At 46.4% G+C, this 14,104-nt stretch carries 6 protein-coding genes, 1 tRNA gene, 3 rRNA genes and 1 other annotated feature; of the genes, 1 reads left to right on the forward strand and 9 read right to left on the reverse strand.

Translation table 11 applies throughout. From position 1 onward, the window contains the following. Positions 1-7: 7 nt before the first annotated feature. From I6H64_RS07840 to I6H64_RS07875, 8 genes are all read right to left on the reverse strand, one after another. Positions 8-973, reverse strand: coding sequence for an ABC transporter ATP-binding protein (locus I6H64_RS07840; RefSeq protein ID WP_036685715.1), 966 nt, complete (start codon positions 971-973; stop codon positions 8-10). Beyond that, complete coding sequence (locus tag I6H64_RS07845; RefSeq protein ID WP_008842108.1) at positions 970-2,502, reverse strand: ABC transporter permease/substrate-binding protein; 1,533 nt, start codon at positions 2,500-2,502, stop codon at positions 970-972. The genes I6H64_RS07840 and I6H64_RS07845 overlap by 4 nt, the downstream gene beginning before the upstream one ends. A 91-nt stretch (positions 2,503-2,593) precedes the next feature. Next, the gene (gene codA / locus I6H64_RS07850; RefSeq protein ID WP_008842109.1) at positions 2,594-3,829 is read right to left on the reverse strand and encodes a cytosine deaminase; all 1,236 of its coding nucleotides are present in this window, start codon (positions 3,827-3,829) and stop codon (positions 2,594-2,596) included. Continuing rightward, positions 3,819-5,183, reverse strand: coding sequence for a cytosine permease (locus I6H64_RS07855; RefSeq protein WP_008842110.1), 1,365 nt, complete (start codon positions 5,181-5,183; stop codon positions 3,819-3,821). Before I6H64_RS07855 ends, codA begins: the two co-directional genes overlap by 11 nt. A gap of 166 nt (positions 5,184-5,349) precedes the next feature. Further along, positions 5,350-5,423, reverse strand: a tRNA-Thr gene (locus I6H64_RS07860). 331 nt (positions 5,424-5,754) lie between these two features. Next, positions 5,755-5,871 (reverse strand): 5S ribosomal RNA (gene rrf / locus I6H64_RS07865). A 95-nt stretch (positions 5,872-5,966) separates the two neighbouring features. After that, positions 5,967-8,889: ribosomal RNA gene (locus I6H64_RS07870) — 23S ribosomal RNA — on the reverse strand. 221 nt (positions 8,890-9,110) lie between these two features. Further along, positions 9,111-10,687: ribosomal RNA gene (locus I6H64_RS07875) — 16S ribosomal RNA — on the reverse strand. The 16S, 23S and 5S rRNA genes sit together here with 1 tRNA gene alongside, the layout of an rRNA operon. 466 nt (positions 10,688-11,153) lie before the next feature. Between I6H64_RS07875 and I6H64_RS07880 the strand changes: the two genes are divergently transcribed. Continuing rightward, a complete protein-coding gene (locus I6H64_RS07880) occupies positions 11,154-12,488 on the forward strand; it encodes a DHA2 family efflux MFS transporter permease subunit (protein WP_036685940.1) in 1,335 nt (444 codons plus the stop codon). Between the two features lie 69 nt (positions 12,489-12,557). Here I6H64_RS07880 and tyrS read toward each other — a convergent pair whose 3' ends face one another. Further along, positions 12,558-13,811, reverse strand: coding sequence for a tyrosine--tRNA ligase (gene tyrS / locus I6H64_RS07885; RefSeq protein ID WP_005919459.1), 1,254 nt, complete (start codon positions 13,809-13,811; stop codon positions 12,558-12,560). A gap of 63 nt (positions 13,812-13,874) precedes the next feature. After that, positions 13,875-14,078: a binding site (T-box leader), on the reverse strand. Between the last annotated feature and the right edge of the window lie 26 nt (positions 14,079-14,104).

The following is a 14,104-nucleotide window of genomic DNA, read 5'->3' on the forward strand; positions in this document are numbered from 1 at the left end:
AACTAAATTAATGGACTGTCTCACTCAAATACTTAAACAAGGACGGCCGGTCCACCCAGCCGGTAGTCTGTCCATGTTCATCCACCACCTGTAAAATTGGGTGCTCAGCTAACTGTTGGAACACCTCGTCTAAACTGGCCGTTCTTGGGATGACAGGTAATTTTTCTGTCGCGGACGGCGCCGACACCCCAAAACCCGTGCGCACCACCTTTTCCACTTCGGTTTGGTATAGGTTCTTTCCCACGGTGGCTGAAAAGAAATTTTCCACAAATTCGTTGGCGGGATGTTGGGCAATTTCTTTCGGGGTGGCTACTTGCAACAACTTTCCGTCCTTCATCACCCCAATGCGGTCCCCTAATTTCAGGGCTTCGTCCATATCGTGGGTGACAAAAACGATCGTGTTCTTAAATTTCTGGTGCAACTTTAAAACTAAGTCCTGTAACTGCGCTCGCACCAAAGGGTCTAACGCGCTGAAAGGTTCGTCAAACAATACCACCGGTGGTTGCGCAGCCAATGCACGAAGAATTCCGATCCGTTGTTGCTCGCCTCCCGAAAGTTCCCGCGGGTACCGTTTGCGGTAGCGCTCTGGATCTAAATCAACATCTTCTAACAGCTGGGTGACCCGCCGTTTAACCTCTTCTTTATCGACCCGTTTCATTTCTGGAATCAAACTGATGTTTTGCTCCACGGTCATCGTTGGAAATAGGGCAATCTGTTGGAGCACGTACCCAATCTCCAAACGTAAATTACGCAAATCATAATCCTCTATTCTCTGCCCGTTGAATAAAATGTCGCCGGCGGTTTGTACAAACAACTGGTTAATCATTTTTAAAGTGGTCGTCTTCCCGCTTCCAGAAGTTCCGACCAGGACGAAAATTTCGCCCTCCTTGACCGTAAAACTTAGGTCATCAATTACTGTTCGACCACCAAAAATCTTTTTCACGTGCCGAAATTCAATCATTGTCTTACTCATTTACGTTCGGCTCCTTTCAACAAACCCTTGTTGACCAAATAGTCGTGGGCCACCTGTTGGGCGGAACGTTTTTGGACGTTCACTTGATAATTCATCTCTTGCATTTCTGCTTCCGTAATTTTGCCTGCTAAGCGGTTTAACGCCCGGACCACTTGCGGATGTTTTTTAGCAAAGCTCTTCTTCATTAACGGCGCGCCTTGGTACGGTGGGAAAACGTGTTGGTCATCCTTGAGAACTTGCAACCCGAGCTGTCGAATCTGACTATCCGTGGAGTAGGCGTCGGCAACGTTAATTTGCCCATTTTTAATTGCCGAATAGCGCAACGAAGCCTGCATTGACTTGACCGGAAACTCTAAGCCGTACACTTTTTGAATTCCTTTCCACCCGTCCTTGCGGTTAATGAACTCGAGCGTCATCCCCCCGTGTAGCTGGTTTTCAATCCGGCTTAAATCCGAAATGTTTTCTAGATGATGTTGTTTGGCAAAATCTTTTTTCACCACTAGAGCGTAGGTGTTTTGATAACGCATCGGTTTCAAATAGTCCATTTGATATTGCTGAGCTAACAATTTACGACCGGTCGCGTAAGTTTGTGCCGCACTTAGGCGCTGGGAAGGGGCGTCCTTCACCAAAGTTTCTAATACGGTACCGCTAAATTCCGGGTAAATATCGATTTTGTCAGCCTTCAACGCGTTAAATAAGAAGCTCGTTTCCCCAAAGTTTTGCTTTAAGGTCACTTTAGTATGGGGAGCTTCCTCTTCAATTAAATCCTTGTACATATTGATTAAGATGTCCGGCTCCGAACCTAATTTTCCCGCAATCGTAATCGTTTCGGTCGGCGGAGTTAATATTTTAGCAACCGTGGCGCCGGTAACCGCCACCACGAGAATTGCCAAACTGATGGTGATTTTTTTCACCGACCACCGTTGTAAAACGTTTAATAACGCGCTCAACCCAATTGCTAATAGAGCGGAGCTGATGGCCCCCACCAAAATTAACGCAGGGTCGTTACGGTTAATTCCTAAAAGGATGAAATTTCCGAGCCCTCCAGCGCCAATTAACGCGGCCAACGTCGCCGTTCCGATGATTAAAACCAGTCCCGTCCGAATTCCCGAAATAATTACCGGCATGGCGGTGGGTAATTCCACCCGAAATAGCTTTTGTAACGGTCGCATTCCAAAAGCGTCCGCCGCCTCTTCTAACGATGGGTCAATCTCGGTGATCCCCACGTATGTATTTTGAAATATTGGTAACAGGGCGTACACTACCAAGGCAATGATGGCTGGCACGCTGCCAATCCCCACTAATGGAATTAGCAATCCCAATAAGGCTAAGGACGGAATCGTTTGCAAAACTCCCGTTATCTGCAACAAAATTTCCGCAATTTTGCGGTGTCGCGTCGCCCAAATTGCTAAAGGCATTGCAATTACAATCGCCAGTACCAACGCAACCAGTGAAATCCCCAAATGTTGGAGTAGGGCTTGCCACAGGTCGCTTTTCTGTTCGGCGAAGGTCTGAACTAAATCTTTCATGCGCTCAACTTCCTTGTTTGTATTTGAATTAAATTATCGCACAAAAAAATTGGCAACCCTAACGAAATGCCCGTTGAGTTGCCAATTAGTTTTAGAAATTAGTTTTAATTTGTGCTGGTTGAGTTTGGACAATCACTTTACCTTGGTGAATGGAGTAAAGCAATTCTTTACGCTCGTTTAACTCGTCATAAAAATTATCCGCGTTAAAAATCAAACAGTTGGCTGGTTTGCCGACCGCGATTCCGTAATGATCCTCAACGTTAAGCGTCTTGGCTCCGTTATTAGTAGTCAGATTGTAAGAATCCATAATTTGTGAATACCCCATCAGCTGTGCCGCGTGAATGCCCATGTGAACTGAATCCAACATGTTGCCATCGCCCATTGGGTACCACGGATCCTTCACATCGTCTTCACCAAACGAGACGTTGACGTGGTGTTCTAGCAACTCCTTCACCCGGGTTAATCCGCGCCGCTTCGGATACGTATCGAATCGCCCACCTAGGTGAATGTTGATTAACGGGTTGGAAACCATGTTAATTTCCGACATTTCCAAGAGTCGCATCAACTTGTAGACGTAGGCGTCGTTGTACGACCCCATTGCGGTAGTGTGGCTAGCCGTGACCCGATTTTTCAGGCCGCTTTCGTAAGCCAAGGTTGCCAACACTTCCAAGTGTCGTGAATTTGGATCGTCAATTTCATCACAATGGACGTCCACTAATTTATCGTACTTTTCCGCCAGTTCAACGATGTACTTCAAAGAAGCAACTCCATAGTCCCGGTTAAATTCAAAATGCGGAATGCCGCCAATTACGTCAACTCCCATCGCGGCCGCTTGTTTCAGTAACTGCTTACCGTTAGGAAACGACCAAATTCCTTCTTGTGGAAAGGCAACTAACTGCAATTCCATAAAGTCCTTTACTTCGTCCTTAACTTCTAGTAGGGCTTCTAAAGCCGTAAAGTTAGGATCGGTAGTGTCAACGTGGCTTCGTACGTATTGAATCCCATGTTGCGCTTGCCGTTTCAACGTTTGCAGGGCCCGGGTTTTAACGTCCTTTTTTGTAAGGCTCTTTTTGCGTTCCGCCCAAATCCGAATTCCATCAAACAAAGTGCCCGACTCGTTCCATTCGGGATCACCCGCCGTCAGCGTTGCGTCTAAATGAACGTGTGAATCAACAAACGGCGGCAACAACAGTTTGCCCTGTGCCTCAATTATCTCTTCACTTTCATGAGGGGTTAAATTAAGCGCAATTTCTTGAAAAACTCCTCCTTCAACCCGGACATCCTTTGGTTCCTTTGCGTTTTCAATATACACACCTTTAATTAGCATTGTGCTTCCCCTTTTCTAGTTGCATAATTCCCCAATATAGACAACCAATCAAAATCATCACCAAAAAGGTTGCTCCCGTATATTTTTGAACAAAACTTACCCTTTGTAAAGCACTATAAATTAATACACCAAAAATCCACAGTCCAAAGGCCGTCCAGTGAATTCCCTTATGGTACCAATATGGTCCGTGGGGATCACCTAAATCTTTCGCCGCGTAACGTTGTTTGGCAATCAAGAAGTAGTCCACCACCATGATGCTGATAATCGGGCCAAGAACCATGCCAACGTAGTCTAGGAAGGCTGTAAAGGTGGTTAAGAAACTACCGTAGAAAACGGGGATAAACGTGACCACCGTAGCAATTATGGTAGTAATCAGTAACGATTGTTTTAAAGATAATTTGCTAAACATGTTATTCAAGGCCGAGCCCGCAGCCTGAATATTAACCGCGTTTGCCGTCATACTAGTTAGCATAATGACGATCATGGCAATTACGCCTAGTCCCAGCCGGTTAGCAATCGTACTAGGATCCGAGTTGTTAGGGTCGTAAACGCCCGAACTAACTGCGATACTAATCGTGGCGCTTAATCCAATAAACGCAAACCCAAAGACTCCTAAATTAGCGCCTAGGAACGGAGCGGTAGTGGCGGTATTTACCTTTTTAGTGAACCGAGTAAAGTCTGCACCGGCCGTAACCCACGCAAGGTTAAACGCTGCTAGCGTATCCATCGCGGTCCCTTGATCCATTTTTAAGTGATGTGGTACCTGCCAGTGGGCAATTTGACTAAAGGAAACGTCGTGAAATACCACCACCGACTCCCAAATCACAAAGATAATCACTAAAATAATCCCAATCCGTTCGATAATTTGAATTGAACGTTGCCCAGCAACGATGCTAAGTAAATGGAGGATGCTCATTACCACAATCCCGACAATTAAACCTAAATTACCACCAGGTTGTCCGTAAACGGGCCAGCCCCAAAAACTATGTAAGATATAAGATACGGAAGTAGCCGCAATGAAGGTGTTCACCGCCGTCCAACCCACAAACTGGGTTAAATTTACTAAGGATGGAATGATGCTCCCCCGGATCCCAAACGAAGCCCGCGAAAGTGCCATCGTGGAAACGCCTGTTTTAGTTCCCATATAGCCAACCATCATCAAGAATATGTACGAAATACTGGAGGCAATCAAGAGCGCCTTGATTCCGCCCCAGAAACCACACGCCGCAATAATCCCTCCAATAAACCAGGTCCCGTTATTGGCGTTAGCCCCAATCCAAGTCGCAAACATATCCCAATAGGTCATATGCCGATACTGCTTTTTGATACTTTCAACCCGATATTTCGAATCCATCCATCAATTTCCCCCTTGTCGAAATTTGACACATTTTTAAAATTATACTAAATCTCATAAAGACAAGCAAAAGGAATCTTGATGACGGACCCCCATTTTTAAATCCCGACGTAAAAAAGGACTTACCCGATAATCGGGTAAGTCCTCATGAAGAAGATAACTATTAAGCCACTAGTCGGGTTTGAACCGACGACCCCTTCCTTACCATGGAAGTGCTCTACCTAGCTGAGCTATAGTGGCAACTTTTACTAGAATAGTATACCATATTTATTCTTGCTGTAAAACGTTTATTCACAACAAATAGCTAAAAATTATCGTAAAAAAAGTGGCCTAGTGATGATTAATTTTTTTGATAATCAATGAGCCCTAACCACCTGTTAAAAATGATTTAGTTAATCGTAATTGACCCGAGAACAGAAACCTAGTTTTAGTTATTCACCACTGTTTAAAGCTTAACGAACTGTGGATTCCTTTTATTGGATAGCTTTCATTACTCCTAGTCTTGCGATTTCCTAAATTACTTTACTAGAACACAAAAAAAGAGCCTTCCTTTCGGAAGACCCTTGAGTTTGCATGGCAACGTCCTACCCTCGCAGGGGGCGATCCCCCAACTACTCTTGGCGTTAAGAAGCTTGACTTCTGTGTTCGACATGGGAACAGGTATATCCTTCTCACTATCGTCACCACACTCTGTGCTAACTTGCGTTATCACTTGAGAAAACTTTTGTCCCCTCAAAACTGAATAATATCTACATTTCTTTCGAGTTACTTGCCACGTTCTACTTGGTTAAGTCCTCGACCGATTAGTACTAGTCCGCTCCATGTATCGCTACACTTCCACTTCTAGCCTATCTACCTGATCATCTCTCAGGGGTCTTACTTGCCCGAAGGCAATGGGAAATCTCATCTTGAGGCGAGTTTCACACTTAGATGCTTTCAGCGTTTATCTCATCCACACATAGCTACCCAGCGATGCTCCTGGCGGAACAACTGGTACACCAGCGGTGTGTCCATCCCGGTCCTCTCGTACTAAGGACAGCTCCTCTCAAATTTCCTACGCCCGCGACGGATAGGGACCGAACTGTCTCACGACGTTCTGAACCCAGCTCGCGTACCGCTTTAATGGGCGAACAGCCCAACCCTTGGGACCGACTACAGCCCCAGGATGCGATGAGCCGACATCGAGGTGCCAAACCTCCCCGTCGATGTGAACTCTTGGGGGAGATAAGCCTGTTATCCCCAGGGTAGCTTTTATCCGTTGAGCGATGGCCCTTCCATACGGAACCACCGGATCACTAAGCCCGACTTTCGTCCCTGCTCGACCTGTCTGTCTCGCAGTCAAGCTCCCTTCTGCCTTTACACTCTGCGAATGATTTCCAACCATTCTGAGGGAACCTTTGGGCGCCTCCGTTACCTTTTAGGAGGCGACCGCCCCAGTCAAACTGCCCACCAGACACTGTCTCCCGCCACGATTAGTGGCGCGGGTTAGAGGGTTCATACAACGAGGGTAGTATCCCACTTGCGCCTCCTCCGAAACTAGCGTTCCGGATTCTACGGCTCCTACCTATTCTGTACAAGCTGTACAAACACTCAATATCAAGTTACAGTAAAGCTCCATGGGGTCTTTCCGTCCTGTCGCGGGTAACCCGCATCTTCACGGGTATTATAATTTCACCGAGTCTCTCGTTGAGACAGTGCCCAGATCGTTACGCCTTTCGTGCGGGTCGGAACTTACCCGACAAGGAATTTCGCTACCTTAGGACCGTTATAGTTACGGCCGCCGTTTACTGGGGCTTCAGTTCAAAGCTTCGCTTACGCTAACTCATCCCCTTAACCTTCCAGCACCGGGCAGGCGTCAGCCCCTATACGTCATCTTACGATTTTGCAGAAACCTGTGTTTTTGATAAACAGTCGCCTGGGCCTTTTCACTGCGGCTGATCTTGCGATCAGCACCCCTTCTCCCGAAGTTACGGGGTCATTTTGCCGAGTTCCTTAACGAGAGTTCTCTCGCTCACCTTAGGATACTCTCCTCGACTACCTGTGTCGGTTTGCGGTACGGGTAGTTAAACTCTAACTAGAAGCTTTTCTCGGCAGCGTGACGTCAGGAACTTCGTTACTTAAATTTCACTCCCCATCACCGCTTGTCCTTAAGAAATCAAGCATTTGACTCGACTTCAGACTTACGGCTTGGACACCCACTTCCAATCGGGTGCATTCCTTAGCCTCCTGCGTCCCTCCATTGTTCAAACAAGTTTAACTAGTACAGGAATCTCAACCTGTTATCCATCGCCTACGCCTCTCGGCCTCGGCTTAGGTCCCGACTAACCCTGGGAGGACGAGCCTTCCCCAGGAAACCTTAGTCATACGGTGGATAGGATTCTCACCTATCTTTCGCTACTCATACCGGCATTCTCACTTCTAAGCGCTCCAACAGTCCTCACGGTCTGCCTTCGTCGCCCTTAGAACGCTCTCCTATCACGCCACCTAATGGTGGCATCCACAGTCTCGGTAATATGTTTAAGCCCCGGTACATTTTCGGCGCAGGATCACTCGACTAGTGAGCTATTACGCACTCTTTAAATGGTGGCTGCTTCTGAGCCAACATCCTAGTTGTCTATGCAACTCCACATCCTTTTCCACTTAACATATATTTAGGGACCTTAACTGGTGGTCTGGGCTGTTCCCCTTTCGACGATGGATCTTATCACTCACCGTCTGACTCCCGGACATAAATCGATGGCATTCGGAGTTTATCTGAATTCGGTAACCCATGACGGGCCCCTAGTCCAAACAGTGGCTCTACCTCCACGATCCTAATTCCGAGGCTAGCCCTAAAGCTATTTCGGAGAGAACCAGCTATCTCCAAGTTCGTTTGGAATTTCACCGCTACCCACACCTCATCTCAGCACTTTTCAACGTACACGAGTTCGGTCCTCCAGTGCGTTTTACCGCACCTTCAACCTGGACATGGGTAGGTCACTTGGTTTCGGGTCTACATCCGCATACTAATTCGCCCTCTTCAGACTCGCTTTCGCTTCGGCTCCGTCTCTTCAACTTAACCTGGCATACGAACGTAACTCGCCGGTTCATTCTACAAAAGGCACGCCATCACCCATTAACGGGCTCTGACTTCTTGTAGGCACATGGTTTCAAGAACTATTTCACTCCCCTTCCGGGGTGCTTTTCACCTTTCCCTCACGGTACTGGTTCACTATCGGTCACTAGGTAGTATTTAGCCTTGGGAGATGGTCCTCCCGGATTCCAACGGAATTTCACGTGCTCCGCCGTACTCAGGATCCTGAACTGAGGGAGCTTGATTTAACTTACGGGGCTGTCACCCTCTCTGGCTGGCCTTCCCAGGCCCTTCAGCTATCAAGCTCTTTGGTAACTCAAATGTTCAGTCCTACAACCCCAAGAAGCAAGCTTCTTGGTTTGGGCTGTTCCCGTTTCGCTCGCCGCTACTCAGGGAATCGAATTTTCTTTCTGTTCCTGTGGGTACTGAGATGTTTCAGTTCCCCACGTTTACCTTCACACATCCTATGAATTCAGATGCGGATAATAGTCGATTAAAACTATTGGGTTGCCCCATTCGGAAATCCCCGGATCAAAGCTTACTTACAGCTCCCCGAGGCATATCGGTGTTAGTCCCGTCCTTCATCGGCTCCTAGTACCAAGGCATCCACCATGCGCCCTTCCTAACTTAACCTAACTTTACCTACGGTAAAGCGATTAATTGAGTATTGCGATTATTTTGAACTAATCTTGTTTAACTCTTTAAAATTACGCGGTTTTCTCTCGGTTTAATTATGATTAATTAAAATTAGAAAATTATAGATATTATTCAGTTTTCAAAGAACAAAAGTGAGAGTAGACCTCTCAAAACTAAACAAAACTTTGACTCGTGTGCGGTTCCGTATTATTCCTTAGAAAGGAGGTGATCCAGCCGCAGGTTCTCCTACGGCTACCTTGTTACGACTTCACCCTAATCATCTGTCCCACCTTAGACGGCTAGCTCCTAAAAGGTTACCCCACCGGCTTTGGGTGTTACAAACTCTCATGGTGTGACGGGCGGTGTGTACAAGGCCCGGGAACGTATTCACCGCGGCATGCTGATCCGCGATTACTAGCGATTCCGACTTCGTGTAGGCGAGTTGCAGCCTACAGTCCGAACTGAGAATGGTTTTAAGAGATTAGCTAAACCTCGCGGTTTCGCGACTCGTTGTACCATCCATTGTAGCACGTGTGTAGCCCAGGTCATAAGGGGCATGATGATTTGACGTCGTCCCCACCTTCCTCCGGTTTGTCACCGGCAGTCTCACTAGAGTGCCCAACTGAATGCTGGCAACTAGTAATAAGGGTTGCGCTCGTTGCGGGACTTAACCCAACATCTCACGACACGAGCTGACGACAACCATGCACCACCTGTCATTCTGTCCCCGAAGGGAACGCCTAATCTCTTAGGTTGGCAGAAGATGTCAAGACCTGGTAAGGTTCTTCGCGTAGCTTCGAATTAAACCACATGCTCCACCGCTTGTGCGGGCCCCCGTCAATTCTTTTGAGTTTCAACCTTGCGGTCGTACTCCCCAGGCGGATTACTTAATGCGTTAGCTGCAGCACTGAAGGGCGGAAACCCTCCAACACTTAGTAATCATCGTTTACGGCATGGACTACCAGGGTATCTAATCCTGTTCGCTACCCATGCTTTCGAGCCTCAGCGTCAGTTACAGACCAGACAGCCGCCTTCGCCACTGGTGTTCTTCCATATATCTACGCATTTCACCGCTACACATGGAGTTCCACTGTCCTCTTCTGCACTCAAGTCTCCCAGTTTCCAATGCACTTCTTCGGTTGAGCCGAAGGCTTTCACATTAGACTTAAAAGACCGCCTGCGCTCGCTTTACGCCCAATAAATCCGGATAACGCTTGCCACCTACGTATTACCGCGGCTGCTGGCACGTAGTTAGCCGTGGCTTTCTGGTTAAATACCGTCACTGGGTGAACAGTTACTCTCACCCACGTTCTTCTTTAACAACAGAGCTTTACGAGCCGAAACCCTTCTTCACTCACGCGGCGTTGCTCCATCAGACTTGCGTCCATTGTGGAAGATTCCCTACTGCTGCCTCCCGTAGGAGTCTGGGCCGTGTCTCAGTCCCAATGTGGCCGATTACCCTCTCAGGTCGGCTACGCATCATCGCCTTGGTGAGCCGTTACCTCACCAACTAGCTAATGCGCCGCGGGTCCATCCAGAAGTGATAGCAGAGCCATCTTTTAAAAGAAAACCAGGCGGTTTTCTCTGTTATACGGTATTAGCATCTGTTTCCAGGTGTTATCCCCTGCTTCTGGGCAGGTTACCCACGTGTTACTCACCCGTCCGCCACTCACTTCGTGTTAAAATCTCATTCAGTGCAAGCACGTCATAATCAATTAACGGAAGTTCGTTCGACTTGCATGTATTAGGCACGCCGCCAGCGTTCATCCTGAGCCAAGATCAAACTCTCATATTAAAATGATGAGTCTTTTTCAAGCTCATTAATTGTTTGTTTTTGCGAATTGACTTCGCATGTTTGTTCTCACTAAATCAATTTGATTTGCGAGTCCTCACACGATCGTTTGTCAAAATTTTGTTCAGTTTTCAAAGGTCTACCATCGTTGTGTTAACAACGTTTATGTCGTTTAACACAACTTTTTAAGTATATCGTGAGGAGCAATTTATGTCAAGGATTAATTTCAATCAATTTGAAGAATCAATGACGTTGTCCCTCGCGACAACAGAAATATACTATACACTCATCTCCGGCACCCGTCAACACTTTTATGACATTTATTTTAATTTTTGTGCAAAAAGTTGGATAAAGCTGCACCAACCCCCGAATATGCTTCCTTAACCGTTGATAATCCACCTTTACAGTCCGTCATTCGTGTTGTACTTTAGAACTGTTATAAACAAAAGCAAAGGAAGCGACTTATTTTATGACTCCATTATCTAAAAAAGCTTACCGTTGGTTCGTCGCCACGCTACTGCTTGGTACGTTTACCATGTCGATAAGTCAATCATCCCTGTCAACCGCTTATCCCACCTTCATGCATTACTTTAACCTACCGGCTAGCACGGTTGCCTGGCTCACTACCGGCTTTATGTTAATCATGTCGGTAGTGATGCCCCTTTCGCCGTGGATGCTAAATAACCTTAATTTCAAACGAATGTACATTAGCTTATTGCTAATTTTCATTATCGGAACCTTCATCATTATTTTTGCGCCAAATTTCGCAATGATGATGGTCGGGCGGTTAATGGAAGGTTTCTCCGTTGGGGTACTATTTCCCACATACCAGTCGGTAATTTTGCAGATCACTCCCGAAGAACAACGGGGAGCCACCATGGGAACCGTTGGCCTAGTTATGGGTTCGGCCCTTGCAGTGGGACCGATTCTTTCCGGAGTAATTCTACAAATCTTTAATTGGCAGTCAATCTTCATCTTCTTTAACTGTCTATTAATCCTAGTCACCCTGCTAGCGTTCAAAACCATCGTTAGTCCCGTACAGCAAAGCCATTCCGAGTTAGATTTTGTTTCGGTGCTGCTTTCTTTAGGAATTATCGGCTTGCTATATTTTATCAATGAGATTAACCACCAGGGTTGGAACCTTTCACTCGCCATCATTTTAGTAGTCTCGTTAGGAATGTTAGCCTGGTTCGTTATTCGTCAGTTCCACTTAACTAACCCACTGCTTCACCTAGAAATTATGCGCATTAAAAATTTTGACCTTGGGGTTTTACTAACGGCGCTTGCGTACATGTCGTTGATTACCGTCACCATCGTCATGCCACTTTATTTCCAACAAGTTTTACACCTTTCGCCGTTTTGGTCGGGACTCGCACTAGTTCCCGCCGCGGCCCTTTTATCCTGGCTCAACCGGCAAAGTGGTAAATTAGCTGACCGGATCGGTTTTAAACCCGTTATGATCATCGGAATCACCATCTTCATCACGGGCTGGTCGTTAATGATCCTCAACGTCTTTTTAGAAAGTCTGGCAATTGCCATTCTGGCTACGATGGTAGTGGAGGCCGGAAACGCCTTTGTAATGATGCCTGCCACCACGCTCGGCGCCAATTCATTGCCTGACCATTTAATTCCGCACGGTTCGTCCATCATTGCCACCGTTCGCCAGGTCCTGGGTTCAACGGCCGTGGTAATTGCCACCGTCATTTTAGGTACCGACAATTTCTTGGGCGTTTTTAGTTGTTTTCTACTATTAGAAATCTGCGCCCTCTTCTTAGCCTTTAAAATTAAAGATGTTCACAAGTAATGTCATACTTAACAAAAAAAGGTTCGCAACAACCTAACTTGGTTTGTTGCGAACCCTTTTTATCGTTAATTATTTTACCCGTGCTAAGAAATACTTCTTCTTACCGCGCCGAACGATCACGAATTTGCCATCAAAATGACTAGCTGGATCAATTTCAGCGTCCACATCCGTAATCTTTTCTCCGTTAATCCGGATGGCACCGTTCTTAATGTCTTCCCGGGCTTGACGCCGAGATGGTTCAATTTTCGTGGTGTCGACCAACCACAAAACAATGTTTTCCTTCTTGTTTTCGACTTCCACACTTGGCATGTTCTTGAAACCTTGTTCGATTTCGCTTGCCGTGAGGTCCTTCACATCCCCAGAGAAGAGGGCTGCCGAAATATGTTGTGCTTCCTCTACCGCAGCCTTGCCGTGGACGAATTCCGTAACTTCTTCTGCCAAACGCCGTTGTGCTTCGCGTTTTTCAGGAGCTGTTTTAACCGTTTCTGCTAACCGTTCAATTTCTTCATGGCTAAGGAAAGTAAAGTACTTCAAGAACTTAACCACGTCACGGTCGTCTTGGTTTAACCAGAATTGGTAGAATTCGTAAGGGGTTGTCTTTTCAGGATCAAGCCAAACGTTGCCGCCTTCTGATTTACCAAATTTCGTTCCGTCCGCCTTTAGCAATAGCGGAATTGTCAAACCATAAACCTTGGCGTCCTGGCCTTCCATCCGGTGGATTAAATCGGTACCAGCTGTGATGTTTCCCCATTGGTCACCACCACCAATTTGCAATTGCACGTCTTCGTGCTTATATAAATGCAAGAAATCGACCGATTGCAAAATTTGGTACGTGAATTCGGTAAAGGAAATTCCGACTTCTAGACGACTAGCTACGATATCCTTAGCTAACATTGTATTAACGTTGAATAATTTTCCGTAGTCGCGCAAGAAATCCAGCAAGGACATTTTTGAAAGCCAGTCGTAATTGTTCACAATCCGGAAATTATCCGTCCCAAAGAATTTAACCAATTGTTTCTTCAAGGCTTCTTCATTGTGGTGAACTTGTTCCATGGATTGGAGAACCCGTTCGGATTTCTTACCTGACGGATCCCCAATTGAACCCGTTCCGCCACCGATTAAGATTACCGGTTTGTGTCCGGCTTGTTGGAATCGTTTCAAAACCATGAACGGGATCAAGTGCCCAATGTGCATACTGTCCCCAGTCGGGTCAATTCCCGCATATAAACCGATTGATTTTTCTTCGGTTAATTTCTTAAGACCTTCTTCGTCGGTTTGCTGGTTGATTGCGCCCCGCCAATCTAATTCGTCAATAATGTTCATCAGTTAGTACCCTCCATTCTGTTATTAATCATCAATGGAATAAAAAACGCCCCCAATCAACTGATCAGGGACGAAAAATTCCGCGTTACCACCTTGAATTGAGTTATTACATTACACTCCGCTCAACATCGATAACGAGATGATCCGTTCTTTTAAGCAGAAAGCTCCATAGTGTAATTCACCGAATGGGTCAGTCTGGTTTGCAGCTCCCACCAGATTTCTAATTGCTGAACCCATCCCGCTACTAGGCTACTTCATTGCTTCAATATCGCTGTTAATTTTACGGATAATTC

The sequence above is a fragment of the Pediococcus acidilactici genome, assembly GCF_016127815.1.
Taxonomy (GTDB): Bacteria; Bacillota; Bacilli; order Lactobacillales; family Lactobacillaceae; genus Pediococcus; species Pediococcus acidilactici.

What these genes read in the sequence shown, in the direction of transcription:
- I6H64_RS07840 (WP_036685715.1), bottom strand. Translation starts at nt 973, where the DNA reads ATGAGTAAGACAATGATTGAATTTCGGCACGTGAAAAAGATTTTTGGT.
- I6H64_RS07845 (WP_008842108.1), bottom strand. Translation starts at nt 2,502, where the DNA reads ATGAAAGATTTAGTTCAGACCTTCGCCGAACAGAAAAGCGACCTGTGG.
- codA (WP_008842109.1), bottom strand. Translation starts at nt 3,829, where the DNA reads ATGCTAATTAAAGGTGTGTATATTGAAAACGCAAAGGAACCAAAGGAT.
- I6H64_RS07855 (WP_008842110.1), bottom strand. Translation starts at nt 5,183, where the DNA reads ATGGATTCGAAATATCGGGTTGAAAGTATCAAAAAGCAGTATCGGCAT.
- I6H64_RS07880 (WP_036685940.1), top strand. Translation starts at nt 11,154, where the DNA reads ATGACTCCATTATCTAAAAAAGCTTACCGTTGGTTCGTCGCCACGCTA.
- tyrS (WP_005919459.1), bottom strand. Translation starts at nt 13,811, where the DNA reads ATGAACATTATTGACGAATTAGATTGGCGGGGCGCAATCAACCAGCAA.